Here is a 26,285-nt window from a genome sequence, read left to right on the forward strand (position 1 = left end):
ATGACCGACGTTCACGCCTCCGAAAACCAGACCACGTCTCATGGCCCGGCCATGGAACATTCGCTGCTCGCCAAACTGACCGGCGGGCTGGGCGACCGGCAGACGGTAGAAAGAATCTGCGCCGACTTCGGTCAGCTCTATTCCGGTTTTCTGCCGGATGTGTTTCACAGCGAGACCGGCATTGCCATCCAGGTCGGTTATGTGGGCTGCGAAAGCGGCCTGATGACGGAACTGGTGGCCGATCTTGGCGACACATTCTCCTTCGTCAACGGATCCTTGCGCAACTGGAGCCCGAATTTCGTGCTCGCCTGCGGCAACGGTTTCGTCATTGCGCTGATGGAGCTGATGCTGGGTGCGGAGCTGGAGACGATCGAACAGCCGGCCGAGCGTCAGCTGTCGGATATCGAGCTCGATCTTGCCGCCATGGTGTTCGAGCGCGTCGGCAATGTGCTGCGCTCCGGCGTCAACGCGGCCGGCGGCTTCGAGGCGACGCTGGAAACGCCGCACAATGCCGACGACCGCTCCCGGCACGAGGATGATAGCCGCGCCGAATTTGGCGCCCTGATCCGCATGTCCATCGAGCTTGGCGGCGTCAAATCCGAAGTTGCGCTGATCATTCCGCAGCGTGCGCTTTTGAAGACGCGTGTGGAACTTCCCAAACCGACCGGCCAGATTGCCAAAAGCAAGCAGGAATGGACCGATCGCATCAACGAGCAGGTTCGCCGCTCGCAGGTGACGCTTGAGGCACGCATTCGCCTCGAAAAGCTGTCCCTGTCGACGATCTCGCGGCTGGCCGCCGGCGACGTTATCGGCTTCGAGGACACACGCGATGTTTCAGTACAGGTCAGCGCCAACGGCAAGGACATGTACATGTGCGAATTCGGACGCTCCGGCGAGCGGTATACGGTTCGCGTAAAGGATAATATCAGCAGCGACGACGAGATCCTCAAGCATCTGGCAGGATGATCACGGATCTTTGACACAGCATGAAATCGTGCCCTTGGGCAGGCTGACGCAAGTTTCATAAGGAATAATGTTTTCCATGGCTAAGAAACCGACCCCCATTACAGAGAACGACGACCTGTCCCCGATCGGCAATGAGGCCGATCTCGACCAGGCGATCGATGATCTGCGCGGTGTGCTGAAGGCCGATGCCAGCGGCGAAGCACCGGCTTTCGACGCGGAATTCGGTGCAGGCACCAGCGACTTCGACCTTGATGCGCAGTTCGGCGGCGGTGTCAGCGACACGCCGGCTTTTGGCGCGGCGGACGCCGGTTCTTCGGATTTCGGCAGTTCGGACTTCGGAGCCTCCGATTTCGGTGGTTCGGATCTCGGCGGTGGCGCAAGCTTCGGTGGATCGGATTTCGGCAGTTCCGATTTTGGCGGTTCCTCGATGGCCGCTTCGTCTGCTCCGGGCAGTGCGCTGAATGCCAATCTCGACCTGATCATGGATATCCCGATCAATCTCGAGATCGTGCTCGGCACCAGCCGCATGCAGGTATCCGGCCTGATGAATCTGGAAGAAGGCGCGACCATCGCGCTCGACAAGAAGATCGGCGAGCCGGTGGAAATCACCGTCAACGGCCGGCGTATTGCCAAGGGCGAGATTACCGTCCTGGAAAACGACGATACGCGCTTCGGCGTGAAACTGACGGAAGTTTTGAGCACCAAAACAACCTGATCCCGATGTAGGGACAGTGAGGTAAGACCATGATGGACTTCGAGGATTTCGGTGGCGGCGCTGTAGTCGGCTCACCCCTATCCCAGGCGGAAAAGGCTGCCGCGGTTCTGCTTGCCATGGGCAAGGGCGTCGCCGGCAAGCTTTTGAAATATTTCACCCAGGCAGAGCTGCAGACGATCATCGCCTCGGCTCAGAACCTGCGTGAAATCCCGCCGGATGAATTGCTGGGACTTGTCAACGAGTTCGAGGACCTGTTCACCGAAGGTGCAGGCCTGATGGACAATGCCAAGGCCATCGAAAGCATTCTCGAAGAAGGCCTTACCCCCGAGGAAGTCGATGGCCTGCTCGGCCGTCGCACTGCATTCGAAGCCTATCAGACATCGATCTGGGATCAGTTGCAGGATGCGGAGCCGGCCTTTATCGGCAAGTTCCTGCAGCGCGAACACCCCCAGACGATCGCTTACATCCTCTCCATGATCCCGTCCGCCTTCGGCGCCAAGGTGCTTCTGGAACTGCCGGAAAGCCGCCGCGCCGACATCATGAACCGTACGGTCAACATGAAGGACGTCAGCCCGAAGGCTGCCCAGATCATCGAAAACCGCGTCATGGATCTCGTTTCGAAGATCGAGGCCGAGCGCAATTCGAACGGCGCCAACAAGGTCGCCGAGCTGATGAACGAGCTCGACAAGCCGCAGGTCGATACGTTGCTGACCTCGCTCGAAACCATGAGCAAGGCCTCGGTCAACAAGGTTCGCCCCAAGATCTTCCTCTTCGAGGATCTTCTGGCCATGCCGCAGCGCAGCCGCGTCCTGCTGCTCAACGATATCTCCGGCGACATCATCACCATGGCGCTGCGTGGCGCCTCGATGGAGATCAAGGAAGCCGTGCTTTCGGCGATCAGCCCGCGCCAGCGCCGCATGATCGAATCCGACCTCGCGGTCAGCGCTCCCATCAACCCGCGCGAGGTGGCGATTGCCCGCCGTGCCGTGGCTCAGGAAGCCATCCGGCTTGCCGGCAGCGGCCAGATCCAGCTCAAGGATCCGGATGCGGAAGGCGAAAAGCCGGCGGATCAGGCCGCCGAGGCCGCCTGATCCGCACACAAGCCTCAAATCTGAAAGCCGGCGGCATCACCGCCGGCTTTTTTGTTGTGCATGTCGGGCCCGGTGAAAGCGCGCACCGTCTGGCCGGCTGCGCATCGCCGCCGTGATGGGTTAGACTGCGCAAATGCCTCCGGGCGATTCGCGGCAAGGACTTCAGCGGTGTCTGACGAAGATAAAGACAGTAAAACAGAAGACCCCACAGCGAAAAAAATGAGTGACGCTGCCCAGAAGGGCAACGTTGCGATGTCGCGCGAGATCACGCTGTTTGCGTCGTCGCTGGCCTTCTATATCTATCTTGTGTTTTTTCTTCCCGGCGCGATTGCCCGGCTGTCCGAACGGCTGAAGGACATTTTCGAACAACCGGACCAATGGCCACTCGAAAATGCCACGGATGTCGTGTCGATCGGCAGCCGAATCGGCTGGGACATGGCCGGGTTTCTCGCGCCTGCAATGATCCTGATGATCGTCTTCGGGCTTGCCTCTTCCTTCGCACAGAACCTGCCCTCCTTCGTCGGAGAACGCATTCGCCCGCAGGCCAGCCGCGTTTCCATCACCAAGGGGTTTGGCAGAATATACAGCGTTGCCGGCATGGTCGAATTCGGTAAATCCGTATTCAAGCTGCTGGTCGTGTCACTGATTTTCTATTTCGCCCTGCATCGCGACTTCATGAATTCGCTGGACATCATGTTTTCCGACCCCGCGACCATTCTGGTGAGGCTGGAAACGACCACGAAAAAGATGATGATCATCGTTCTTCTGGCAACGGCAACGCTTGCCGTGGTCGACTTTTTCTGGACCAAGCATCAGTGGTTTTCCAACCTGAAGATGTCGAAGCAGGAGATCAAGGACGAGCACAAGCAGTCGCAGGGCGACCCGATGGTCAAGGCACGCCAGCGCTCCGTCATGCGCAGCCGCGCCCGCCAGCGCATGATCCAGAACATTCCGCGCGCCACGCTGGTGATCGCCAACCCGACGCATTATGCGATCGCGCTTCGTTATGTTCGCGAGGAAAACGACGCGCCGGTGATCGTTGCCAAGGGGCAGGACCTCGTGGCGCTGAAAATCCGTCAGATTGCTGAGGAGAACAACATTCCGGTGTTCGATGATCCGCCGCTGGCGCGCTCCATGTTTGCGCAAGTCTCGGTGGATAGTGTGATTCCATCAGCTTTCTATAAAGCTGTCGCGGAACTCATACATCGGGTCTATGCCGCAAGGATGCCCAAACAACGGACACGCCAACCGCAATGAAAAAATGTAACTTCTCCAGAGAACGTGAAGAAATCCTCGGCCTTGCAATCGCACCGGTCGCGTCGGAGTTACGATTACTGGATGCCGGCGACCTGATAGCTTTGTTACGGCTTGAGAGATACAGCAGCATCGCAGACCTGGTTTCGTCTGCGGCCGAACTGTATTTCCATCCCGGTACCGTCAACTTCGGTTCCGGCGGCGATTTTCGCCTGGAATGGGGCGGCGCCCCGGAAATCACGCTCGATCTGGAGATCAAGCCGAAGGGCGTCTCGGTCTATGCACGCCTGACGCTGACCGACCGGCAGGCGGCGATCGAAATCGATCACATCGCATTCCAGACCCCGTCAGACGATCCCCACGAGAATACCCGCTTCCTTGCCAGCAGTCTGGCCGCCGCCAAATTCACCATCAACCGTCAGGCCGAAGCGGCCTGAGGCCATATCATCGCGCAGTCAAACGGGCCGCCCGCGGGTTTCGCGGTGCGGCCTTTTCCGTCTGCGAATGTCAGTGGATGTAGCCGAGACGGATGGCCTTGGCGATCGCCTGGATGCGGTTCACCGAATCGAGCTTGATGGTCGCCGATCCGAGATAGGCATTGACCGTATGCACTGACAGGCCCAGTTTTTCGGCGATTTCTTCGCTGATCTGGCCGTCACCGGCCAGTTGCAGGCAGGCAATCTCACGCTCACTCAGCGTTTCGGACGGGACTGCCCGCTTTTCTTCCAGCGCCAGCAGATCGACCATGATCTGGCAACTGCGGACATGCTGGTCGATGATCACGTCGCTGCTGATATCGAGCGTATTGGACAGGAACGCGACATAACCATTGCCAACCGCGCCGAGACGCACGGGAAAGGCAATGCCGCCGAACGGCACGGAGACCTGCTCCAGCCTGCAGATCATCGGTGCGAATTCGTTGGTATCGACCTGATTGGCAAGATCGGAGCCATTCCAGACGACCGGCAGGAGTGAAAGATCGATATGTTCGAGCAGGCTCTGGCCACAGGCCTCGATCAGCATATTGCCGTTCTCGGCGCCTGCCGCACCCCAGTTTTCGAGCTCGCAGACCAGCTTGCGCTTGTTGGGCATGCCCGCACCGGCAATGCGGAACACTGCGAAATTGCGGGCATTCAAATTTTTCTGCATCGAAACCAGCTTCGGAAACAGATCCGATCGGCTGGATGCCCGTTGTACGCGTACATACTGGAATCCGGTTCCAATGTCAGACGCTTGTTCGCGCATGTAGCCCATTCAATTGCCGACCCTATACCAAGTTGTTGCGAACAGCATAAGCAATGGCTTCCGAGCGCGTCTTCGTCGCCGTCTTGCGCATGACGCTGGTAATGTAGTTGTTGATGGTGTTGCGCGAGATCCCGAGGATCATGGCGATTTCATCGCTGGTCTTGCCTTCGGCGATCCAGAACAGGCATTCCAGTTCACGTTCGGTCAGATCAAAATCACGCTCGATCTTGGCGCCAGCCCCGGCGCCGAAACTCAAGGAATATCCCGCCATCAGACCGACTTCGCGCAGACGCTCCTGCGACAGGATGATGCCTTCGAGAAAAAGAAGCATGAGAGAAAAGCGGGTGCGGCCGGCACAGAATGTCAGCGAGCAATACTGCCGGCTGATCTCCTGCGGGGTGGTCACCTCGTCGGGCAGAAGCGCAAATTGCGGCGTCAGGATCGACAGGCACTTTTCCAGCTCGGTCGATTTTGCGTAGCCACGCGTCAACTCGGCACCGAGACGGCGCACGAGGTCGAACGGCCAGTTCGACGCCACGATGAAATCGAGCCCCTGATCCTGAATAAGGTCGTAACGCGCCAAAAGAAAATGCGAAGCCCCGACATATTCGGAAAGAATACGCATCGTTGCCGGCACATTGTTCGCGACAGACGTTATTGCCAGCTTTCGCACCATTTGATCGCGCACTGCCGTGCGCGGCGGTACCGGCTCAAGATAAGGCCGACCCTCAGATTTGCTTTCTGCCCCCAGAAGCTCCATTTCGAATTTCTCCCCTTATAGGGATAAGCGTTCAGACAAAATCGTATGCATTTTTACGATTTGGGCCGACCCGCGGTAAACATGACCTCCACGAACACAACCATTCGCCGCAACGAATCACTGCATTGTAGGAATCCGTAAAGGAATTGCTATCGTCGGCCGGCGTTTTATGTTGTGCGCTGCACAAGTCTGTGACGCCGACCTGTGGAGGGAGCTCGTCATTTTGCGAGTTCAACCAAGCAGAAGGCCGAAAAACAAAGGGGCCGGCTTGCGCCGACCCCTGTCATCACGAAGGCGTGAATCCTCCTTATGCGGCGCGATCGACCGCCCATTTGCGCAGGATCTTGGCTGCACGTTCTTCCGAGATTTCGACCATGCGGGAAAGACGTTTTTCCGGGCCTTCCTTGACGCGGCGGTTGAAGCCGCCATTCGGGTCCTCGCCGCCACCGAACACGTCGTCGGAGCTGTCGAAGCCGAAATCTGCGCCGAACCCGTCCATGAGCGCCGGGCTTGCACCACCCGGAGAAAAGTCGGGCAGTTCGAGACCCAGACCGCCTTCTTCGGCAGCCTCTGTGCCGGCAGCTGCACCACTACCGCCACCGGTAACGCTGCGGATCATCGGGCGCAGGCCAAGCCAGACGACGAGGAAGGCAACGACGACGAAGGCAAGCGAGTTGATGATGCCGCCAAGATTGCGGTTCAGCACTTCGAGGAAACCCGGACCGGATGTGACGGCTTCTTCGAGCAACTGGTTCTCGAGGAAGTCCATGGCGGTCAGGGTGACGACGTCGCCACGCTCTGCATTGATGCCGGCGGCCGACGAAACGATCTTCTGCATTTCTGCGAGATAAGCGTCGATCTTGGCCTGATCGACCGGTTCGCCGACGAGCTTGCCGATGCGGCCCTTGTTGACGACGACAGCAACCGAGATCTTTTCAAGCTTGTAGCTGTTGCGGGTGGTGGCGACTGTCTTCGAGTTGATTTCGTAGTTGGTCTGCTCTTCGCGCTTGTCGGACTTGTCGGAGGACTGCGGGCCAGCGGCGCCACCGGTTTCAGGCGCGGCCTGCGGCACGTTCTGCTCGACCGTGGTCGCCGAGTCGTTCTGCTGCTGCTGCGACTGCTGGTTTTCACGCGTGGTGCGCACCGAACGCTCGACGCGGGATTCCGGATCGTAGACGGTTTCCTGAATCTGCTGGCTGTCGGTGTTGAGAGCCGCCGTGACGCTGGAACGGAAATTGTCCATGCCGAGGAAGGGCGCAAGCGCCTTGTCGATGTTCTGCTCGACTTCCTGCTGGACGGACTGGACGATGTTGAGGTTACGGCTGAGCGCGCTGTTGCCGTAATCGTCACCGGACGCGAGCAGCTGGCCGGTCGAATCGAGAATCGTCACGTCGTCGACGTCGAGGCCGGGAACTGCCGAGGCGACAAGGTGGCGAATGGAGGAAGCGGCCTTGCGGCCGGTCGTCGTGCTGGCGCGGATCATCACCGATGCGGTCGGCTTTTGTCCGGCGCGGCGGAAATTGCCGACGTCGGGCATGACGATGTGGACGCGCGCAGCGGCGACACCGCTGATCTGCTGGATGGAACGGCCGATTTCACCTTCTAGCGCACGAACGCGGGTCACTTCCTGCATGAAGGAGGTGAGGCCGAGCGAACCGACATTGTCGAACAGCTCGTAACCGGCATTGGCGCTATTGGGCAGGCCGCGCTCGGCTAGTACGATGCGGGCCTTGCTGGTCATGCCGACGGGAACATTAATGCTCTGCCCATCGGCTCCAACCTGGAAATCCATATTGTTTTCGGCGAGCGCGATCGAGACCTGGTTGAGGTCCGTCGTTTCGAGCCCGACGTAAAGGTTTTCGTAAGCCGGTTTGTTGACGAACATGGCCGCGGCAATCACGATTGCCATGGACACGATGCCGACGCCTGCGAGAGCCAGCAGCTTTGTCTGGCCTAATGACGTGATATTTCTACCGATTTGCTGAAATTGAGCTAACAGATTCATTCTGTTCCCGCATCATGAACAAGGGTGTTGAGCCTTATGCTCACTGGCACCCTAGTCCGCGAAGCTTGTGCGAACGTTTCGCCGGTGGGAACAGAAGCCGCGAATTCGCGGCCTGTCAGAAGAAGTCGAAGTCTCCGGCAGCCTTGCCGAGAGGCTGGGAATGGCCATGACGCATGCCCTTGCCTAGCGCCTTCTGCATGTCGGCAAGCTTGACGAGGCTGAGCGCGGTGGAGACGTCGACCATCCACTCATCCGGGATGGATGCGGTGATGGTATCGACGAATTCGGCAAGACCACGGGTCTTTTGCACGGCAAGATCGATCCCCTGCAGGATCTTGACGGTTTCGGCGGACATGACGTCGGCTTCGCCACCCATTTCCAGAAGCTGCGGCTCGATACGCTCGATGAGGTAGGCAACGTCGTGCAGCTCGGTCACGAGGCGCATCAGCACCTCGGGCAGCGATTCCTCGAGGGAAGCGGACGGCATCGGCATAGGGTCGTTCATAGCTTTCCTCAAATTGGCAAATGGTGAAGAATGAGACAGCCCCCTGCCGCCCCTGCCCTTCGCAAGTCTTGAAAATGGCTTCAGAAAAATTCGATCGAGTCTTCCACCGGCTTCGGTGCCGGCTTCGGGATACGCTGTTCGGCCGCAACGGTCTTCTGGGTTTCGGCACCTGTCAGCGGGTACTGGCGGGCGCGGCCGCTGACGGGCCAGTATTCGAGCTTCCGCCCGAATTCCCCGCCCGTCGACGAACCAACCACGGTAATGCCTTCGTCACGAAGGAATTCCATGGCGAAAGCCGCATTCTGCTCTCCGACATTGGAGAAGCTGGCAATGGTCTTTGCTCCGCCGAAGATCTTGGCCTCAAGCCGGTCGCGCCGTGCGCCCTTCTTGAGAAGACCGTTGATCAGCAGTTCCATGAGATGCACCCCATAACGGCTTGCATCACCGCCCCCGCTCATGGCACCGCCGGATCCCGGCAGGAGAAAGTGGTTCATGCCGCCGACGCCGGCGACAGGATCACGAAGGCAGGCGGCCACGCAAGAACCAAGGATGGTCGAAAGGACGATATTGGGATCGTCCACCACCTTGAATTCGCCCTGGATAATATGGACTTTCTTGGCACCCGCCAGGTCATTCATTTAAGGGCTCCGAACACTGCCTCGATGGCAGCCTTCATCTTTTCGATCGTGAATGGCTTTGCCAGAACGTTGTTGGCGCCCAGCTGTGCAGCACGTTGAACCAGCGCGCGGTCGCCCTGCGCGGTCAGGATGATGAAGGCGGCCTTCTTGGTGTTCGGGTTTGCCCGAACAGCCTGCAGGAAGCCGATGCCATCCATGTTCGGCATGTTGAAGTCCGAGATCACCAGGTGATGTGGCTGCTCGCTCATGATCTTCATGCCCTGCACGCCGTCACCGGCAGCAGTGATCTGCTTGAAGCCGAGCTGGGTCAGGGCGTCGCTGAGCAGAAGACGGCTGGTGACCTGATCGTCGACGATCAGAACTTTGATTTTTTCAGCGATAGACATTTATTCAGTACCTTCTTTGCGGGCGGCGGTTAATTTCAAAACTTCCTCACCGATGGAGCTCAAGGGCAGCTGGGTCTCAACCGCCCCTATTTCGTATGCGACCCGCGGCATGCCGTAGACCACACATGTCTTTTCGTTCTGGCCCACCGTGCGTGCGCCTGCCTGGCGCATTCTCAAGAGGCCGGATGCTCCATCGCGACCCATGCCGGTGAGGATGACCCCGACGGCATTGCGGCCGGCCAGTTCTGCGACACTGTCGAACAACACATCCACCGACGGTCTGTGACCGTTGACAGGATCGCGCTCGACCAGCCGGCAGGCTGGAGCGGAAGGATTGACGACCTGCAGGTGCCGTTCGCCACCGGGTGCCAGATAGATCTTGCCGATCTCCAGCCGGGCACCGTCGGTGGCTTCCTGCACTACAGGCGCGCAGATACGATTAAGACGTTCTGCAAAACTTTTGGTAAACGTCGACGGCATATGTTGAGTAATTACTGTCGGCGGGCAGTTTTTTGGGAAGTTCTGAAGTACTGTTATAAGTGCTTCTACTCCACCGGTAGACGAACCGATCGCCACAACCTTGCGACCGACCTTGTATTCTGTAGCAGGTGTCACAATTGCTGCGGGAGCGGAGCTCCGGCGCAGTGTGGAACGAGCCGCGGCCTTGACCTTGTCGGCGAGATCGCCGAACGGGCGCGCGTCACCCGGTGCGGGTTTGCCGACGCAATCGAACGCACCGATTTCAAGCGCTGCGAGCGTGGCATTGGCGCCGTGATGCGTCATCGCGGAGACCATGATGACCGGCATCGGGCGCAGGCGCATGATCTTGTCGAGGAATTCGAGCCCGTTCATGTTGGGCATCTCGACGTCGAGTGTGACGACATCGGGATTGAGTTCCTTGATGGCCGCGCGTGCTTCCATGGCATCGCCGGCCTGGCCGACGACGCTGACATCCGGGTCGGAATTCAGGACGGCGGTGATCAGGCCACGCATGGTGGGTGAATCATCTACGACGAGAACGCGTGCCGGCATAGTTAAGCTCTCCTTCCTGCAGCTTTACCAGTATAACGGTAGGTCGTTATTCCGATGTTATCGAAGAGATTCTTGCTATCTCCCGATACACGCTCGGAATGACCGATATACAGGTGGCCTCCTTCCGGAAGCAGGCTGGAAAAACGCGACCAGATCTTCATCTGCGTCGGTTCATCAAAGTAGATCACGACATTGCGGCAGAAAATGACGTCGAAACCACCCTTGAACGGCCACTGTGCCATCAGGTTCAGTTCGTTGAAGGTGATCAGCTTCTTGACGCGGTCATCGACCTGAAACTTGCGGCGGCCTCCGGCATCGACTTCACGGAACCACTGCTTGCGCATGGCGGGCGACACAGTCTCCAGCGAATTCTCGTCGTAAACGCCGGCACGGGCCTGCGCCAGAATCTTGGGGTCGATGTCAGTCGCCAGAATGCGGAAATCGTAATCGGCCACATTCGGCATCATCGCGAGAACGGTGAGCGCGATCGAATAGGGCTCCTGCCCATCCGAGCAGGCGGCCGACCAGATGCGGACGCGACCGCCCGAGCGGGCACGGTTGAGAAGACCCGGCAGGACCTCGTCGCGTAGATGTTCGAAATGGTGGTTTTCACGGAAGAAACGCGTGAAATTGGTTGTCAGGTGCGACAGCATTTCACGTCGCGGTCCCGCACCTTCCGGCGAGGAAACCAGCGCGCAATATTCGCGGAAACCGCTGAGACCCAGATTGCGAATGTGCTTCGACAGACGCGAATACACCAGCGATGCCTTGCTGTCGTTCAGGTAAATCCCTGCATCGGCATAAATCATTGCCGCAATGTCGGCGAGATCCTTGCGCGACAGCGGGTATTCGCCGCTGGCAAGAATTTCGTCCGGTGACTGCCGGCTATCCATGGCGTTCATCGCCTTCATGCGGCTTCGCTTTCGTTCTCGGGGAACAGTGAATCGAGTTCGATCATGCAGATCATGCGCTTGTCGATCGCGAGGATGCCCCGCGCGTATTGCTTCACCAGACTGGATGCCACTTCCGGCACGGCCTGGATATTGTCTTCGGTGACGGTGAGGATGTCGGAGACGGCCTCGACGAGGAGGCCGACGATGCGCGAGCCGACCTGCGACACGATGATGACGTGGCGCTGGGTCGGTTCGGTCTTGCGCATGCCGAGACGGGCGGAAAAATCCACGATCGGCAGAACGGCGCCGCGCAGGTTGATCACGCCGATGACATAGGAAGGTGCGTGCGGCATGGGCGTGGCTTTCGTCCAGCCGCGAATTTCGCGCACCGCCATGACATTCACGCAAAATTCCTGATCACCGACACGGAACGCGATGAGTTCCCGGTCACCCTGAGCAAGATTTTTTACGATATACGACATGCTACGTTTCCGTCTCTTGAGACTGTTCTATCAACCTGCCGCAGCCAGCGACACGTCGGCCTTGAGGGCACCACCATCCTGCTTCATGGACTGGCCACGCGAAGCACCGACGACCGCATCCACATCGAGAATGAGCGCGACGCGGCCATCACCGAGGATGGTTGCGGCAGCGATGCCCGGAACATGGGTGTAGTTGGCCTCGAGCGACTTGATGACGACCTGACGCTGGCCCTGGATGGCATCGACCATGAGGGCGCGCTGACCGCCGCCTTCCGATTCCACCAGCAGCGCCACGCCTTCGACGGGGTTTGCCTGGGTGGAGCGGAAGTTGAGAATGCGACCGACATCGACCAGCGGGCAGAAGGAGTTGCGGATCGAGATCAGGCGTTGGGTGGCGCCGAAGGAATGGATCGCAGACGCTTCGGGCTGAAGCGTTTCGACGATTGCCGTCAACGGCACGACCAGCGTCTGGCCGGCAACGGTGACAACCATGCCGTCGAGGACGGCGAGCGTCAGCGGCAGGCTCATGGTGAAGGTCGAGCCAAGACCCGGACGCGACGAGATCGAGATACGACCGCCCAGTGCCTGGATCGAACGCTTGACCACGTCCATGCCGACGCCACGGCCGGAAATGTCCGAAATCTTGTCGGCGGTCGAGAAGCCCGGCGCGAAGATGAGGTTGTCGATTTCCTCGTCGGACAGGTTAGCGTCCGGCGAGATCAGGTCGTTGTCGATGGCCTTCTGACGTACGCGTTCGCGGTTGATGCCACCGCCATCGTCGATCAGTTCGATCAGGATGCGGCCCGAGCGGTGTTTTGCCGACAGCTTGATCGTGCCTTCCGGATCCTTGCCGGCGGCCTCGCGCTTTTCAGGCGATTCGATACCGTGATCGACGGCGTTACGGATCATGTGGGTCAGCGGCTCGGCGATCTTGTCGATGACCGTCTTGTCGACTTCGGTGTTTTCACCTTCGGTGACGAGGCGGATCGACTTGCCGACCATGTCGGCCACTTCGCGAACGATACGCGACATGCGCTGGAAGACCGGCTTGACCGGCTGCGCACGGATGGCCATGACCGAATCCTGGATCTCGCGGGTGAGCTGCTGCAGCTCTTCGAGACCCATGTTGACGGCGGAGGTGCCGTTGGTATCGTTTTCGACGACGCTCTGCGAAAGCATGGCCTGGTTGATGACAAGTTCGCCGACGAGGTTGATCAGGCGGTCGACGCGATCGAGATCGACGCGAATGGTCTGGCCGGCGGCGTTGGCAGCAGCGGCAGCATTGTTGGCGGCAGCGGCGGCCGGAGCGGCAGCAGCTTCCTTCTTTTCGACGCGGGCGGCAGCTGCGGCCATCTTCGTATCGGCCGGGGCTTCGGCAGCAGGCGCCGGGGCGGCAGCAGGCTCGTCGTCGAGTGCCGAGAGATCGAACGGAACCGGTACCATCGGCAGTTCTTCGGCAGCTTCCGCAGCCACTTCCTTCACCTCAAGATCGCAATCCCATTCGGCGAATTCGAAGACGGCGCGAATATCGTCCTCAGTCTTGTCGGTGGTGAGGGAAATCGTCCAGGAGAAATACGTCTCTTCCGGGTCCATCGCCTCGAGCGCGGGAAGCGCATCGGTGTCGCAGTTGATGGCCATGTCGCCAAGGCGCGACAGGTCACGCAGCAGGAGAGCGGCTTCATTGCCCTTGGAATAAAGGTCGCGGCGCGGCTTGAACGTGACTTCGAACACGGCCTTGCCGGCGTCGTCGCCGCCGAAATCGTCGTCGAACGAGAACGGGATCGGCTGGAAACCGCTGTCGTCGGTCGGGGCCGGCGCGGCTGCGACCGGTGCAGCAGCAGCTGGCTTCGGCGCCTCGGCAGCGCCGCCGCTCGGCATTTCGCCCTTGGCAAGCGCTTCCAGTTCCTTGACGAGACCGCGGGTACGGCTGTCCTCGACGCTGCCGCCATCACGCGAGCAGGTGACGAGGTCGGCCAGTACGTCGGCCGACTTCAACATGACCTTGAGGACGTCCTGATTGGGCTCCAGCTTGTTGGAGCGCACGCAGTCGAGAGTGGTCTCGAAGACGTGTGCGAACGAAACCAGGTCGTCGAGGCCGAAGGCACCGGCGCCGCCCTTGATCGAGTGGACGGCACGGAACACTGCGTTGACCGTTTCCGGGTCGCGGTCGCCGTCATTCAGCTTGAGAAGACCGGATTCCAGTTCTGCGAGCTGTTCCTCGCACTCCTGGAAGAAGATCTCTTTGATTTCGTTCATATCCATTTCAGGAATTCCCGTATCAGGCGGTTACACGCTCAATCGCATCGATCAGTTTTGCAGGGTCGAAGGGCTTCACGATCCAGCCCGTCGCACCGGCCTGGCGGGCGCGGTTCTTCTTTTCCGCATCGCTTTCCGTGGTCAGGACCAGGATTGGGATGGCGCGATACTTTTCGTTACGACGAACGCCTTCGATGAAGCCGAAACCGTCGAGACGGGGCATATTGATATCGGTAACGATGACATCCGGGTTGCAGCCTTCGAGAACTTCGAGGCCTTCGACACCGTCTTCTGCCTGGATGGTTTCAAAACCGGCATTGTTGAGGGTGACCAGAAGCATGTTACGGATCGTTCTGGAATCATCCACTGTCAGGACTTTTTTCTTCACTGCCGAATCTCCTTGGCGAGCAGATGATCAATATCGATGCCGATGAGCTGCATCGTCTTTTCGAAAGCCTCCGAAACCTTTTCGAAGACAAAATTCTTTTTGTCGGCTTCCCAGGTCTTGGCCGCGGCCAGAATGACCTGGACGCACTGGACGCCGACGCGCTCGACTTCGGAAGCGTCGATCTTGACGTCCTCGCCACGCATGTTCGTCAACTGGCCGTGCAGGACCGACGCCTCGTTGAGGTCGAGTATGGGAACCAGCTTGAGGCTCCCCTTGTCTGCTTTCTTGCTCGCCATCAGCCGATCCTTGTCGTTGGCATAAAAAGAAAATTGCTTTTCGGCATATCAGCCCCTGAAAGCGGCGAGTTGCGCCGAAAACAGTTGATGCACCGGGTTATGGTATTCTTGGTCGTCGGCCTCGCCTGCTGCCTGCTGCACCTGGATGCGCGGCGACGGACGCTGGGCCTTCTCATGTGCCTGACGGGCGATGCGGAATTCGCGCACCGTCTGGCCGAGTTCGAGAATGACGGTATGGAGTTCGTCGGCATTTTCACCGGAGCGCGCAGCTATATCGGATGTTGCCGATACGCGGTTGCCGATCTCGCCGATTTCGCCGGCGACACGGGCGAGACACTGGACCTGTTCGCCGCTATCGGTCGCAATGCCGGCAATGCTGTCATTGATGTCGGAAACCTGACGGACGATGCCGGCAATGGCATCCTGCGTGCGGTGAACCATATTTACACCGGCGCCGACTTGGCTTTTGGTGCCAGTCACCAGCGTCTTGATCTCGCGGGCGGCATCGGCCGAACGCTGGGCGAGAGCGCGGACTTCTTGCGCGACAACGGCAAAACCGCGGCCGCTATCACCGGCACGGGCTGCCTCGATGCCGGCATTGAGCGCCAGAAGATTGGTCTGGAAGGCAATCTCGTCGATGACGCCGATGATCTCGCCGATCTTTTCCGCCGAGTTTTCGATGTCGGTCATGGCATTGATGGCGCGGCCGACGATCTCGCCGCTTTCCTCGACCGACTTGCGCGTCTCGGTCGCGGCCTTTTCGGCGGCAACCGTGCGGCTGGCGGTATCGCGGAAACGGATGGTCAGTTCCTGCAATTGGCCGGAGGTGTCGGCAAGATTGCGAGCGTGTTCCGCGGTCTCATTGGCAACGGTGCGGGCGCCAGTGATGAGGCCCAACGCGAGCGTATCGATCTGGCTCATCTTGTTGCCGACCGTTTCGATGGCGGCGCGCATGGCCTCAGCGGCCTGATTGAGGATTCCGGCCAGTTCCGAATAAACGTCCGGCACGTCGCCGTCGACACGCGCGGTCAGGTCTTTCACGGAGAGAGCGGAGGCGAAATCGAAGAACGTATCGATGGCCTGTGCCTGATCGCCCTTGCGCTGATCACTCGCGGCGCGCTGGTGGCGCTGGCGCAATTCGTTGAAACGCAGTGAAACGGCGATCTCGACATCGACCATGACGAGGCGGATGACGGCGGCGATGGCGTCGGAAATTTCCTGATCGCGACGGCGGGCACCCGGCAGAAGCGACTTCGCGCCGATCTGTTCGACCAGTGCCGCAACCAGATGTTCGAGCATGACCGCATGGCCAGCGACGTGCCAGCGCGGATCGAGACCCATGCGGCTTTCAGCATCGGAGAGAACTTTCACCCGCTCGGCGTAGAGCGCATCGAAACGGGCATCGGTCAGCACAGCCCAGTGCGAGGCCTGCAGGTCGTGCAGACGATCGAGCTGGCGTTCATTCTCGAAATTGCGGGCGGCATCGGGGAAGGATTGAAAACGGAGAAAAAGATCGCGCAGACCCGTCTGCAGCTGCTCTTCGAGCATGGGGCGGAAACGGCGCAGCAGATCACATTGCTGGGCATCGAGACCCGCAAAGGCAAGGCGGTCGCGCAGGCTGCCCGCCTGTGCGTTTCTCGCCTGATCCATTGGCGTATCCTGCCCCAAAGTACAGTCCCCGAAAGTGTCCCGGCGCGGCCGGAACTGGATGAAATTCTCGCTTTTCCGTCATTGCCGGCCTGCCCGAGCCCCCTGCTTCGGACCAACCTTCTGCAAGATAAAACCGTAGAAGCCGAGCGCCCAGCACAGTGCTGAGGCAGCTTTACGTTTCAGCCTTCCAGCTTTTCGCAATGTCATGATGGATACCGGATCGAAACCGGCACAACGTCGGCGGCCTCATGCCTGACGGTCGGACACACGTCCGGCCATTTCGCCGTGTGCTCTCATATGTATGGTTAATTCCTTGCCCGAAGGTTAATGAACCGTGCAGCAGCGAGGTCTTTTATGCGTAAACTTGCGCCGATAGATACTCGGATAAAATTACCAAGTGAAAAAAGGTCAGCTTCGAGCAAGCTTGACGTGCAATACTACAGTATGCCTTGGCCATGACCGCCTTCGGAGAGAGAGCAATGATTGTTCTTCAAGCATGCGCAATGTTTATTTCTATCACGTTTCTGGTTGCGATGCTGCAAATCCTTAAAATGGATCAGAAACGCGCCCTCGTTCGGCGCAAAATTCTCTGATCTCCAGCACCAGCGACGGTTTACGGCGGAACAACGCAGATGAAGCAACCATGCGGAGGCTTGTCTGTTCTCTTCTTCCGCCGAAATTTCGCCTGATTGGACACGGAGGGCTTGCGCTCTATTTGGCGCCGGGTAACGACGGTAAATAGCGCAGCCTTCCATTCAGGTGCTCACGTGATACCTTCAGATACCCCCGCCACCGACCAACCTGCCTCCGTAGCCTCGGAACAGCATCCGCTGCTGGCGCTTTTTCTCCGGTTCAAGGTCTATTTCACCTCGATCGCCATGATTGCCGTTTTCGGCCTGATGACGGTAGCGGCCTATAACCTGACCCATGAGGTTCGTTACGACGAAGTGCTCGACGCGCTGTCGCAGACGACATGGACCTCCATCGCGCTGGCGATCCTGTTTACCGGCGTCAGCTTTGCGGCACTGATCTGTTACGATCTCAACGCGCTCGACTATATCGGCCGCAAACTGCCGACGGCACCAGTGGCGATGACGGCCTTCAGCGCCTATGCGATCGGCAACACGGCGGGTTTCGGCGCACTCAGTGGCGGCGCCATCCGTTTCCGCACCTATTCCCGCCTCGGCCTCACGCCGGAAGAGATCGCCCGCGTCATCGCCTTCGTCACCCTTGCCTTCGGCATCGGCCTTCTTGCCGTCAGCGCCCTGTCGGCACTGGTCACCGCACCGCGTCTGGCCGCCGTGGCCGGCATGGATCCCGATATATTGCGACTGATGGCGATTGCGGTCATCGCCGTCCTGGTCGGCCTTTTGATCCTCGGCCGCAACGGCCGCGTGATTGCCATCGGCAAGCTGAAACTGCGCCTGCCCGACACCCTGACCTCGTCACGGCAGTTCCTGATCACGGCGCTCGACATCGCGGCTTCCGCGTCGGTTCTCTACATGCTTTTGCCGGAAACCAATGTCGGCTGGCCAACCTTTTTTGCGATCTATGCCACGGCTGTGGGCCTGGGCGTGCTCAGTCACGTTCCGGCCGGTCTGGGTGTTTTCGAGACCGTCATGCTGGGTGCGCTCGGCAATGCGATCAGCATTGACGCACTGCTCGGCAGCCTCGTTCTTTACCGCATGATCTACCACGTGTTGCCGCTGGTGATCGCCGTGCTGCTCGTCGTCGGGGCGGAGCTGCGCGAGGCGATGCAGCATCCCGTCGCCAACGATATCGGTAACCTCGCGGTACGGCTGGCACCGAACCTACTGTCCGCCTATGGTCTCATTCTCGGCGCCATGCTGATCTTTTCGAGCGTGACACCAACGCCCGATACCAATCTTGATTTTCTCTCCGCGTTTCTGCCGCTGCCCGTCATTGAGGGCGCACATCTGTTCTCCAGCCTGCTCGGGCTTATTCTGGCGATTGCCTCGCGCGGACTTGGTCAGAGGCTGGACGGCGCGTGGTGGGTATCACTCGCATCGGCCAGCGGTGCCTTCATCTTTGCCTTCCTGAAAGGCATTGCCATCGTCGAAGCCACGGTGCTTGCGATATTCATTTTCGCGTTGATCCTCAACGTCAAACGCTTCAACCGCCCGGCGTCCCTGTTCGGGCAGGCCCTCAGCCCGGCATGGCTTGCCGCCTTGCTGGTCATCATCGCCAGTGCGGTCACCATCCTGTTCTTCGTTTACCGTGATGTCGATTACAGCCGCGATCTGTGGTGGCAGTTCGAATTCAGCGAGGAAGCGCCGCGCAGCCTGCGGGCATTGCTGGCACTCACAGTGGCAGCATCGACGATTGCCTTCTTCAGCCTCTTGCGCCCCGCCTTCAGCCGGCCTGAAAAGCTTTTGCCGGAGGATCTGGAGCGAGCAATCGCCATTGCGGCCACCCAGAATATCGCCGATGCCAATCTGGTGCGCATGGGCGACAAGCGGGTGATGTTTTCCGACAGCGGCAAGGCCTTCATCATGTACGGCATTCAGGGCCGCTCCTGGATCGCGCTTGGTGATCCGATCGGCGCGGATGAGGACACGGCCGACCTGATCTGGCGTTTTGTCGAGACCGCGCGCGCCGCCGGTGGCCGGGCCGTGCTGTATCAGGTTTCGCCATCCCTGCTTTCCTATTGCGCCGATGCGGGCCTGCGTGCCTTCAAGCTCGGGGAAATGGCTTCCGTCACCCTGCCGACATTCGAACTGAAGGGCGGCAAGCTGGCGGGTCTCAGACAGGCGCTCAGCAAGGGGGCTCGTGAGGGGCTGGAGTTCTCGATCGTGGCGCCACCGGATGTGGCCGGCATTCTCGGCGAACTCAGGGCCGTTTCCGACGCGTGGCTTTCAGAACACAACACGCGCGAAAAAACCTTCTCTCTCGGCGCCTTCGATGATGATTACGTCACCTCGCAGCCCGTGGCCTTGCTGCGCAAGGCGGGCCATGTCGTTGCCTTCGCCACGATCTTCGTGACGGAGACAAAATATGAAGGCACGGTCGACATCATGCGTTTTGCGCCGGATGCACCGCGCGGATCGATGGATTTCCTGTTCGTCAGCCTGCTCGAATACCTGAAGGGCGAAGGTTATCAGCTGTTCAATCTGGGCATGGCGCCGCTTTCCGGCATGTCGAAACGCGAGATCGCGCCGGTCTGGGACCGGATCGGCGGCACGATGTTCGAACACGGCGAGCGGTTCTACAATTTCAAGGGCCTGCGCGCCTTCAAATCAAAGTTTCATCCTTTGTGGCAGCCGCGTTATCTTGCGGTTTCCGGCGGAACCGGCGCAGTGCTGGCGCTGATGGATGTTACCCTCCTCATCAGTGGAGGCGTTCGAGGAGTGGTCGGCAAATGAACCGTTTTGTTATCCGCGTATTGTCCGCCGCTCTTGCTGCCGGTGTTTCGCTGCCGGCTTTCGCGCAACAGGCACCGGCGAGCTATGACAGCGGCCTCATCCCCTCCCCGCATATCTTTCAGCCGAGCGGCGACGTTACCGCCAACGTCTTTCTTGTTTCTGACGCGAAAGGCTGGGGTGAAGTGGAAGAAAAGCAGGCGAAGGCGCTGACGGAAAAAGGCGCGATCGTCATCGGCATCGATTTTCCGGCCTATATCGCATCGCTCGCCAAGGACCCGCAGGACTGCATCTACACAATCTCCGACATCGAGTCGCTGGCCCAGCAGGTGCAGCGCTCGCTGGGCAATAGCACCTACCATCGGCCGATGCTTGCCGGCATCGGTGCCGGCGGCGGTCTGGTGCTTGCCATGGTCGCACAAAGTCCGCCCGCCACGATTGATGAGGCGATCGTCATCGATCCCGTCGCAAGCGTTCCCCTCAGTCGCGAACTGTGCACGCCTGCCACCAAGAAACCGGTCGATGGCGGCATCGTTTATGGGCTGACTGAAGGACCACTGCCGGCACCGGTGACCGTTGTCTTTTCGCCGCAGGCCGATGCCGCCGGCAAGGCACATACCCAGGACCTGGAAAAGACCTGGAGCGATATCGATCTCATTGACAACGACCGGTCGGCCGAGGAGATCCTGTCAGCGACGTTGTCCGACCACATCGACGCAGCCGCCAGTACCGACCAACCACTCGGCCTGCCGCTGACGATCCTCGATGCCAAGCCGAAGCTCGATACGATGGCTATTATCTATTCCGGTGATGGCGGCTGGCGCGATATCGACAGCGAGATCGGCGCGACGCTGCAGGCGGAAGGCATTCCCGTGGTCGGCCTGGATGCGCTGCGTTATTTCTGGACCGAACTGAAGCCACAGCAGGTGGCAGACGATCTCGATCGCATCATTCGCAACTACCGCCGCGAATGGAACGTCAAGCATGTTCTGCTGATCGGGTATTCCTTCGGCGCTGATGTGTTGCCTGCCACCTACAATCTTCTGGAAGCCGAACCAAAATCGCATGTGGTCCAGCTGTCTCTGCTGGCCTTGACGCGACAGGTGGATTACGAGATTTCCGTGACAGGTTGGCTGGGTGTTGCCGGCGACGGCAAGGGCGGTGATACGGTCGAGGATGTAAAGAAGATCGACCCTAAGATCGTGCAATGCATCTATGGCACCGATGACGACGAAGATCCCTGCCCGACGCTTTCGGCCACCGGCGTTGAAACCGTTGCCATCGAGGGCGGGCACCATTTCGACGAGGATTACAAGGGTCTCGCCGACCGTATCGTTGCCGCATTGAAGACACGCCTTCCCGCGAAGCCTTGACGACAGGCATTCCGCGGCAAGTTTTCACTTGCCATCCTCACGGAAATGTCATGTAGCGGTGATCGTAGCGTTTCACAGTCCACACCGACACAAAACGCATTGGTCTAGGTGCGGCCGGCTTTTCGGTCGGCGCCCTTGCGATCTTGACTGTTTGCGGCCCCGGCGGCCCAGAGAAGAGGGTACGAGACACAATGGAAATCTTTACGGCTGCCGGATTTGCAGCTCTCTTGCAGGTTATTGCGATCGACCTCGTTCTGGCCGGCGACAATGCCATCGTCATCGGTCTTGCGGCCGCCGGTCTCCCGGCCGAGCAGCGTAAAAAGGCCATCCTTGTCGGCATCATCGCCGCAACCGTTCTTCGTATCGGCTTTGCCGCCGTGACCGCACAGCTGCTCGGCATTATCGGCCTGCAGTTCATCGGCGGCCTGCTGCTCGCCTGGGTCTGCTGGAAAATGTGGACCGAGCTGCGTTCGGCCGAACACAATGCCGAACATGCGGAAAGCGAAGAAGCGGCCGGCGAAACCCGCGTGAAGAAAACCTTCCTGCAGGCCGCCATGCAGATCGTCATCGCCGACGTGTCGATGTCGCTGGACAACGTTCTGGCCGTGGCCGGTGCTGCGCAGGAACACACGACCGTCCTCATTATCGGCCTTGTGATTTCCATCGCGTTGATGGGCCTTGCTGCCAACTTCGTTGCCCGGCTGTTGCATCGCCACCGCTGGATCGCCTATGTCGGTCTTGCCGTCATCGTCTACGTGGCGGCAAAGATGCTTTACGAAGGTGGCCACCAGCTGATGCCCTATATCCAGCAGTGGATGGCCTGATCACATAAAACAAACGGAAGGAAGGCGGGCGTGGCCAGAACCTTGGACAACATGAACGCCGCCTTCCGCACCAGCAGACAGCCGTCATGACGGCTGTTTCGGATACGCGCAGGAAGATAGCCATTATCGGCGGTGGCCCCGCAGGCCTGATGGCCGCCGAAATTCTGTCGCGCCGTGGCCATTCGGTGACGGTCTACGAAGCGATGCCGACCGTCGCGCGCAAGTTTTTGCTGGCCGGCAAATCCGGCCTGAACATCACCCATTCCGAAGAGTTTTCCCGTTTCGTCGGCCGCTTTGGCGGCGCCAGCGAATGGCTGCGGGCCCCGCTTGATGCCTTCAGCCCCGATAATGTGCGCGCCTGGGCGGCGGGACTTGGCACCGAGACCTTTGTCGGCTCGTCAGGTCGCGTTTTTCCAACCGCCATGAAAGCCTCGCCGCTGCTGCGCGCCTGGGTGGCGCGATTGCGGGAACAGGGGGCCGAAATCCTGACGCGGCATCGCTGGCGTGGTTTTGACGGCGACGCACTCTTGATCGAGACGCCGGACGGCATGAAAACCTTGACGGTTGACGCAACCCTGCTCGCCCTTGGCGGCGCAAGCTGGCCACGTTTGGGTTCCGATGCGGCATGGCTGCCATGGCTGCGGCAACGCGGGGTCGATATCGCCGAGTTCTTGCCCGCCAATTGCGGTTTCGACGTCACCTGGAGCAAACATTTTTGCGAGCGCAATGCCGGCGCGCCGGTCAAGTCGGTGACGGCTTCCGTTTCCGACGACGACGCCCTGCCCGGTGAGTTCGTCATTTCCCGCCACGGCATCGAGGGAAGTCTCGTCTACGCCCATGCGAGCGCATTGAGGGACCGGCTGGCCAAGAACGGCCAAGCCGCACTGGTGCTCGACCTCATGCCCGGCCGCAGCCATGAACGGCTTGTGCGTGATCTGGAACGACAGGATCGCAAGGCAAGCTTTTCCAACCGGCTTCGCAAGGGCGCCGGGCTTGATGGCGTCAAGACGGCGCTGCTGCGCGAACTGTCTTCCCCGGACCTGATGAGCGACAGCGCAAAACTGGCGGTACGGGTCAAGGCGCTGCCGATCCCGCTCGTGGCACCACGCCCGATCGCTGAAGCAATCTCATCTGCCGGCGGCATTCGTCGCGACGCCGTCGATGAGCAGTTCATGCTGCACGCCCTGCCCGGCCTGTTCGTGGCCGGCGAGATGCTGGATTGGGAAGCACCAACCGGCGGATACCTGCTGACGGCATGCTTTGCCACCGGCCAGGCCGCCGCACGCGGCATTGAGGCCTGGCTGGCGCGGTGATCCGTCCGACCGGGTTCGGGGTCAGGCCTTACAGACCGACCACCCGCCATTTGCCTTCGACCATTTCGACGGCGGCCTTGTAATGGTGGCCATGGGGCGATTCCAGCACGACGTCATGCTGTTCGACGGCACGCACGAGTATATCGTTGTTGCCGGCTATCGGGCTTGGGCAAATGCGCTTGGTGCCGCGCACGGTATCGAAATGGATGTCGCCGGAAACTTCGTGACGGGAACCGTCCTTCAGCACGATCTGCCAGGCCATACGCTTTCTCCTCCCTGTCCGCAGGTCCAGACAAGCGACGGATGAGCCGGCACCCTGCCCGCGGTTCATAGAGATTTGCCCCGAGAGGACTTTGTGTCAAGCGGATGAAGCTTGACGACCGGCAAATGCGACAACGTGACGACCGAATTTGCCAAGCCGTGTCGGTTGTTAAAATACGAAAAAGATAATTTCTTCCGTTAAATCACGAATGCGAGCCTTTCCGCACGCACCACGTTTTACTCGGCCTAAATAAATGTTTTGACCATCGATACTCACAACCAAAGCCACTGCTAGGAAATTGGCGGGATTTCCATAAAAATTGACCGCAGTCCCTTAGAAATCTGGGGGCTTCACCATCAATCTGATACTCAGGTCTGTTTCCGGCAAGCTTATCTTTGGCGTCTGGGACAGCGATCGCCAGCATCTTCATTGTCAACACCGCCTTCAGCCTCGCCCACGGCGAACAGCCGGAAATGTTCAGGCATGTCGTGCATCACTCCATGGTAGCATTGTACTGGAGCAAACGGCATTGGAGGGCTCTGGAAGCACAGCAACCGATTGAAATGACTGATAGGAAAATGGTGCTGCTAGAGAGATTTGAACTCTCGGCCTCTCCCTTACCAAGGGAGTGCTCTACCCCTGAGCTATAGCAGCATCTGGCGCCGGTTCGTGTGCCCTGCGCGTTGGGATGGCGGCCTATTGCCATAGGTTTTTAGGAAGCGCAAGCGCCAAAAAACGACTTCGTGACATTTGCGTGGAAAAGTTCGGGTGGCTTCCGGTTCTCTCGCTTTTGTTCTATGTCGATCTCATGAACGAAAACGACGAGAAGAACCACGCCGAAAGCCTTGCTGGCGAGGCGCAGGAGCCTCAGCTGAAGCGGGGCGAAAAAAGCGAGGCCGAGCGCAAACTTCGGGCTGCGGCAAAGCTGCGCGAAAATCTGCAGCGTCGTAAGCAGCAGGCGCGTGCGCGCCGCGCCGGCGAAGAAGATGCCACGATCGGCCTGCCTGCCGCAAAAACGGACGAATCATCGTGATTGTGTCCGCCATTCTCATCCATCCGGGTTCTCCGGGCGTTTTTTTGCAACTGAATTGAAGCCGTGCGGGATATCGTCTAAGACGCCCGCTTTCGCGCATTAAAAAGAAAGGCGGGCCCGGCCCGTTATAAAAGATGGATCGCATCAGAGTTATCGGCGGCAATCAGCTGAACGGCATCATTCCGATTTCGGGCGCCAAGAATGCGGCCCTGCCGCTGATGATCGCATCGCTTTTGACCAGCGATACGCTGACGCTCGAAAACGTGCCGCATCTGGCCGATGTCGAGCAGCTCATGCGCATTCTCGGCAATCACGGCGTCGATCTTTCCGTCAACGGTCGCCGCGAAGGCCAGGCCGAAACCTATGCCCGCACCATCCAGTTCACCTGCCGCACCATCGTCGATACTGTTGCTCCTTACGAGCTGGTCTCGAAGATGCGCGCCTCGTTCTGGGTCATCGGCCCGCTTCTTGCGCGTGAAGGCAAGGCCCGCGTTTCGCTGCCGGGCGGTTGCGCCATCGGCACGCGTCCGGTCGATCTGTTCCTTGAAAGCCTGCAGGCGCTCGGCGCCACCATCGAGATCGATGGCGGTTACGTTGAAGTCACGGCGCCCAAGGGCGGTCTCGTCGGCGCCCATTACACCTTCCCGAAGGTTTCGGTCGGCGCCACCCATGTCATGCTGATGGCGGCCACGCTTGCCAAGGGCACGACGGTCATCGAAAACGCCGCCCGCGAGCCTGAAGTCGTCGATCTTGCCGCCTGCCTCACCGCCATGGGCGCCAGGATCGAAGGTGCCGGCACAAAAACCATCACCATCGAAGGCGTGTCGTCGCTGCACGGCGCCCGCCACCGCGTCCTGCCGGACCGAATCGAAACCGGCACCTATGCCATGGCTGTTGCCATGACCGGCGGCGACGTCACGCTCGAAGGCACCAATGGTGCGCTGCTCGAAAACGCGCTGGATGCCCTGCGCCAGGCTGGCGCCACGATCACCGAGACGGAAACCGGCCTGCGCGTCGTGCGCAACGGCAACGGTATCCAGCCGGTCGATGTCGTCACCGAACCTTTTCCGGGCTTCCCGACCGACCTGCAGGCGCAGTTCATGGCGCTGATGACGCGCTCCTCGGGTGTGTCGCACATCACCGAAACCATCTTTGAAAACCGCTTCATGCATGTGCAGGAACTGGCGCGTCTCGGCGCCAAGATTTCCCTGTCGGGCCAGATGGCGCGCATCGAAGGCGTTTCGAAGCTCAAGGGCGCACCGGTCATGGCGACCGACCTGCGTGCTTCCGTATCGCTGGTCATTGCCGGTCTCGCCGCCGAAGGCGAAACCATGGTCAACCGCGTCTACCATCTCGATCGCGGTTTCGAGCGTCTGGAAGAAAAGCTGACCCGCTGCGGCGCGGTGGTGGAGCGCGTCAGCGAATAAGTTTCTCCCGCATCCGGGACATTTTGAAACGGGCGGCAGGGTTTTCCTTGCCGCCCGTTTTCGTTGACCCTATCTTTTGCCGTGTTCCCATCGAACGACCTCTCCATCGTG

At 59.7% G+C, this 26,285-nt stretch carries 25 protein-coding genes and 1 tRNA gene; 11 read left to right on the plus strand and 15 right to left on the minus strand.

All coding sequences use genetic code 11. The annotated features are described in order from the left end of the window. The 5 genes from ACRQ1B_RS09385 to ACRQ1B_RS09405 all read left to right on the plus strand — a co-directional run bounded on the left by ACRQ1B_RS09385 (window position 1) and on the right by ACRQ1B_RS09405 (window position 4,463). Window positions 1–966 carry a FliM/FliN family flagellar motor switch protein gene (locus ACRQ1B_RS09385; RefSeq protein WP_432293317.1) on the plus strand — a complete coding sequence of 322 codons (966 nt, stop codon included), beginning with the start codon at window positions 1–3 and terminating at the stop codon, window positions 964–966. A 76-nt stretch (window positions 967–1,042) separates the two neighbouring features. Beyond that, window positions 1,043–1,681, plus strand: a complete 639-nt coding sequence (gene fliN, locus ACRQ1B_RS09390; RefSeq protein ID WP_432293318.1) for a flagellar motor switch protein FliN — start codon at window positions 1,043–1,045, stop codon at window positions 1,679–1,681. Window positions 1,682–1,710: 29 nt separating this feature from the next. Beyond that, window positions 1,711–2,772: a flagellar motor switch protein FliG gene (fliG, locus tag ACRQ1B_RS09395; RefSeq protein WP_432293319.1), complete on the plus strand. Its 1,062-nt coding sequence runs from the start codon at window positions 1,711–1,713 to the stop codon at window positions 2,770–2,772. Between the two features lie 168 nt (window positions 2,773–2,940). Continuing rightward, window positions 2,941–4,029: a flagellar biosynthesis protein FlhB gene (gene flhB, locus ACRQ1B_RS09400; RefSeq protein WP_432293320.1), complete on the plus strand. Its 1,089-nt coding sequence runs from the start codon at window positions 2,941–2,943 to the stop codon at window positions 4,027–4,029. Beyond that, window positions 4,026–4,463, plus strand: coding sequence for a hypothetical protein (locus ACRQ1B_RS09405; protein ID WP_432293321.1), 438 nt, complete (start codon window positions 4,026–4,028; stop codon window positions 4,461–4,463). Before flhB ends, ACRQ1B_RS09405 begins: the two co-directional genes overlap by 4 nt. 70 nt (window positions 4,464–4,533) lie before the next feature. Here ACRQ1B_RS09405 and visR read toward each other — a convergent pair whose 3' ends face one another. The 13 genes from visR to ACRQ1B_RS09470 form a co-directional block, all read right to left on the minus strand. Beyond that, window positions 4,534–5,280, minus strand: coding sequence for a transcriptional regulator VisR (gene visR, locus ACRQ1B_RS09410; protein WP_432293322.1), 747 nt, complete (start codon window positions 5,278–5,280; stop codon window positions 4,534–4,536). Between the two features lie 13 nt (window positions 5,281–5,293). Next, a complete protein-coding gene (gene visN, locus ACRQ1B_RS09415) occupies window positions 5,294–5,947 on the minus strand; it encodes a transcriptional regulator VisN (protein WP_432293852.1) in 654 nt (217 codons plus the stop codon). Between the two features lie 391 nt (window positions 5,948–6,338). Next, complete coding sequence (fliF, locus tag ACRQ1B_RS09420; protein ID WP_432293323.1) at window positions 6,339–8,036, minus strand: flagellar basal-body MS-ring/collar protein FliF; 1,698 nt, start codon at window positions 8,034–8,036, stop codon at window positions 6,339–6,341. Between the two features lie 115 nt (window positions 8,037–8,151). Further along, window positions 8,152–8,541 (minus strand): chemotaxis protein CheT, encoded by a 390-nt coding sequence (gene cheT, locus ACRQ1B_RS09425; protein WP_432293324.1) that lies wholly within the window; start codon window positions 8,539–8,541, stop codon window positions 8,152–8,154. A gap of 80 nt (window positions 8,542–8,621) precedes the next feature. Continuing rightward, window positions 8,622–9,179 carry a chemoreceptor glutamine deamidase CheD gene (gene cheD, locus ACRQ1B_RS09430; protein ID WP_432293325.1) on the minus strand — a complete coding sequence of 186 codons (558 nt, stop codon included), beginning with the start codon at window positions 9,177–9,179 and terminating at the stop codon, window positions 8,622–8,624. Further along, the gene (locus ACRQ1B_RS09435; protein WP_112727551.1) at window positions 9,176–9,565 is read right to left on the minus strand and encodes a response regulator; all 390 of its coding nucleotides are present in this window, start codon (window positions 9,563–9,565) and stop codon (window positions 9,176–9,178) included. The genes cheD and ACRQ1B_RS09435 overlap by 4 nt, the downstream gene beginning before the upstream one ends. Continuing rightward, the gene (gene cheB, locus ACRQ1B_RS09440; protein WP_432293326.1) at window positions 9,566–10,597 is read right to left on the minus strand and encodes a protein-glutamate O-methylesterase CheB; all 1,032 of its coding nucleotides are present in this window, start codon (window positions 10,595–10,597) and stop codon (window positions 9,566–9,568) included. Between the two features lie 2 nt (window positions 10,598–10,599). Then, complete coding sequence (cheR, locus tag ACRQ1B_RS09445) at window positions 10,600–11,508, minus strand: protein-glutamate O-methyltransferase CheR (protein WP_432293327.1); 909 nt, start codon at window positions 11,506–11,508, stop codon at window positions 10,600–10,602. Next, window positions 11,505–11,972: a chemotaxis protein CheW gene (locus ACRQ1B_RS09450; protein ID WP_306834860.1), complete on the minus strand. Its 468-nt coding sequence runs from the start codon at window positions 11,970–11,972 to the stop codon at window positions 11,505–11,507. Before ACRQ1B_RS09450 ends, cheR begins: the two co-directional genes overlap by 4 nt. Window positions 11,973–12,002: 30 nt before the next feature. Continuing rightward, window positions 12,003–14,234, minus strand: a complete 2,232-nt coding sequence (locus ACRQ1B_RS09455; protein WP_432293328.1) for a chemotaxis protein CheA — start codon at window positions 14,232–14,234, stop codon at window positions 12,003–12,005. 16 nt (window positions 14,235–14,250) lie between these two features. After that, window positions 14,251–14,616, minus strand: a complete 366-nt coding sequence (cheY1, locus tag ACRQ1B_RS09460) for a chemotaxis response regulator CheY1 (protein WP_112727556.1) — start codon at window positions 14,614–14,616, stop codon at window positions 14,251–14,253. After that, window positions 14,613–14,912, minus strand: coding sequence for an STAS domain-containing protein (locus tag ACRQ1B_RS09465; protein ID WP_432293329.1), 300 nt, complete (start codon window positions 14,910–14,912; stop codon window positions 14,613–14,615). Before ACRQ1B_RS09465 ends, cheY1 begins: the two co-directional genes overlap by 4 nt. Before the next feature lie 48 nt (window positions 14,913–14,960). Next, the gene (locus tag ACRQ1B_RS09470) at window positions 14,961–16,580 is read right to left on the minus strand and encodes a globin-coupled sensor protein (RefSeq protein ID WP_432293330.1); all 1,620 of its coding nucleotides are present in this window, start codon (window positions 16,578–16,580) and stop codon (window positions 14,961–14,963) included. An 812-nt stretch (window positions 16,581–17,392) separates the two neighbouring features. Here ACRQ1B_RS09470 and mprF point away from each other — a divergent pair. The 4 genes from mprF to ACRQ1B_RS09490 all read left to right on the plus strand — a co-directional run bounded on the left by mprF (window position 17,393) and on the right by ACRQ1B_RS09490 (window position 23,452). Beyond that, on the plus strand, window positions 17,393–19,945 hold the full coding sequence (mprF, locus tag ACRQ1B_RS09475; RefSeq protein WP_432293853.1) for a bifunctional lysylphosphatidylglycerol flippase/synthetase MprF: 2,553 nt from the start codon (window positions 17,393–17,395) through the stop codon (window positions 19,943–19,945). Further along, window positions 19,942–21,315: a virulence factor family protein gene (locus ACRQ1B_RS09480; protein ID WP_432293331.1), complete on the plus strand. Its 1,374-nt coding sequence runs from the start codon at window positions 19,942–19,944 to the stop codon at window positions 21,313–21,315. The genes mprF and ACRQ1B_RS09480 overlap by 4 nt, the downstream gene beginning before the upstream one ends. Before the next feature lie 191 nt (window positions 21,316–21,506). After that, window positions 21,507–22,139: a TerC family protein gene (locus ACRQ1B_RS09485; protein WP_432293332.1), complete on the plus strand. Its 633-nt coding sequence runs from the start codon at window positions 21,507–21,509 to the stop codon at window positions 22,137–22,139. Window positions 22,140–22,225: 86 nt separating this feature from the next. Then, entirely contained in the window at window positions 22,226–23,452 is a 1,227-nt protein-coding gene (locus tag ACRQ1B_RS09490; protein WP_432293333.1) for a TIGR03862 family flavoprotein, read from the plus strand. A gap of 28 nt (window positions 23,453–23,480) precedes the next feature. Here the strand turns inward: ACRQ1B_RS09490 and ACRQ1B_RS09495 are convergent, their stop codons facing one another. Both ACRQ1B_RS09495 and ACRQ1B_RS09500 read right to left on the minus strand, forming a co-directional pair. Next, window positions 23,481–23,714: a hypothetical protein gene (locus ACRQ1B_RS09495; RefSeq protein WP_432293334.1), complete on the minus strand. Its 234-nt coding sequence runs from the start codon at window positions 23,712–23,714 to the stop codon at window positions 23,481–23,483. A 579-nt stretch (window positions 23,715–24,293) separates the two neighbouring features. Then, window positions 24,294–24,368: transfer RNA gene (locus tag ACRQ1B_RS09500), tRNA-Thr, on the minus strand. A gap of 154 nt (window positions 24,369–24,522) precedes the next feature. Here ACRQ1B_RS09500 and ACRQ1B_RS09505 point away from each other — a divergent pair. Together ACRQ1B_RS09505 and murA are read left to right on the plus strand one after the other, a co-directional pair. Beyond that, window positions 24,523–24,747, plus strand: coding sequence for a hypothetical protein (locus ACRQ1B_RS09505; protein ID WP_432293854.1), 225 nt, complete (start codon window positions 24,523–24,525; stop codon window positions 24,745–24,747). A gap of 134 nt (window positions 24,748–24,881) precedes the next feature. Next, window positions 24,882–26,174 (plus strand): UDP-N-acetylglucosamine 1-carboxyvinyltransferase, encoded by a 1,293-nt coding sequence (gene murA, locus ACRQ1B_RS09510; protein ID WP_432293335.1) that lies wholly within the window; start codon window positions 24,882–24,884, stop codon window positions 26,172–26,174. Window positions 26,175–26,285: the final 111 nt, after the last annotated feature.

This window comes from Endobacterium panacihumi, assembly GCF_050847465.1.
Classification (GTDB): Bacteria; Pseudomonadota; Alphaproteobacteria; order Rhizobiales; family Rhizobiaceae; genus Neorhizobium; species Neorhizobium panacihumi.

Bases quoted from the DNA above. Each gene is read 5' to 3' on its own strand.
- ACRQ1B_RS09385 (WP_432293317.1), top strand. From the start codon at position 1: ATGACCGACGTTCACGCCTCCGAAAACCAGACCACGTCTCATGGCCCG.
- fliN (WP_432293318.1), top strand. From the start codon at position 1,043: ATGGCTAAGAAACCGACCCCCATTACAGAGAACGACGACCTGTCCCCG.
- fliG (WP_432293319.1), top strand. From the start codon at position 1,711: ATGATGGACTTCGAGGATTTCGGTGGCGGCGCTGTAGTCGGCTCACCC.
- ACRQ1B_RS09405 (WP_432293321.1), top strand. From the start codon at position 4,026: ATGAAAAAATGTAACTTCTCCAGAGAACGTGAAGAAATCCTCGGCCTT.
- visR (WP_432293322.1), bottom strand. From the start codon at position 5,280: ATGGGCTACATGCGCGAACAAGCGTCTGACATTGGAACCGGATTCCAG.
- visN (WP_432293852.1), bottom strand. From the start codon at position 5,947: ATGGTGCGAAAGCTGGCAATAACGTCTGTCGCGAACAATGTGCCGGCA.
- fliF (WP_432293323.1), bottom strand. From the start codon at position 8,036: ATGAATCTGTTAGCTCAATTTCAGCAAATCGGTAGAAATATCACGTCA.
- cheT (WP_432293324.1), bottom strand. From the start codon at position 8,541: ATGAACGACCCTATGCCGATGCCGTCCGCTTCCCTCGAGGAATCGCTG.
- cheD (WP_432293325.1), bottom strand. From the start codon at position 9,179: ATGAATGACCTGGCGGGTGCCAAGAAAGTCCATATTATCCAGGGCGAA.
- ACRQ1B_RS09435 (WP_112727551.1), bottom strand. From the start codon at position 9,565: ATGTCTATCGCTGAAAAAATCAAAGTTCTGATCGTCGACGATCAGGTC.
- cheB (WP_432293326.1), bottom strand. From the start codon at position 10,597: ATGCCGGCACGCGTTCTCGTCGTAGATGATTCACCCACCATGCGTGGC.
- cheR (WP_432293327.1), bottom strand. From the start codon at position 11,508: ATGAAGGCGATGAACGCCATGGATAGCCGGCAGTCACCGGACGAAATT.
- ACRQ1B_RS09450 (WP_306834860.1), bottom strand. From the start codon at position 11,972: ATGTCGTATATCGTAAAAAATCTTGCTCAGGGTGACCGGGAACTCATC.
- ACRQ1B_RS09455 (WP_432293328.1), bottom strand. From the start codon at position 14,234: ATGGATATGAACGAAATCAAAGAGATCTTCTTCCAGGAGTGCGAGGAA.
- ACRQ1B_RS09465 (WP_432293329.1), bottom strand. From the start codon at position 14,912: ATGGCGAGCAAGAAAGCAGACAAGGGGAGCCTCAAGCTGGTTCCCATA.
- ACRQ1B_RS09480 (WP_432293331.1), top strand. From the start codon at position 19,942: ATGAACCGTTTTGTTATCCGCGTATTGTCCGCCGCTCTTGCTGCCGGT.
- ACRQ1B_RS09485 (WP_432293332.1), top strand. From the start codon at position 21,507: ATGGAAATCTTTACGGCTGCCGGATTTGCAGCTCTCTTGCAGGTTATT.
- ACRQ1B_RS09490 (WP_432293333.1), top strand. From the start codon at position 22,226: ATGACGGCTGTTTCGGATACGCGCAGGAAGATAGCCATTATCGGCGGT.
- ACRQ1B_RS09495 (WP_432293334.1), bottom strand. From the start codon at position 23,714: ATGGCCTGGCAGATCGTGCTGAAGGACGGTTCCCGTCACGAAGTTTCC.
- ACRQ1B_RS09505 (WP_432293854.1), top strand. From the start codon at position 24,523: ATGAACGAAAACGACGAGAAGAACCACGCCGAAAGCCTTGCTGGCGAG.
- murA (WP_432293335.1), top strand. From the start codon at position 24,882: ATGGATCGCATCAGAGTTATCGGCGGCAATCAGCTGAACGGCATCATT.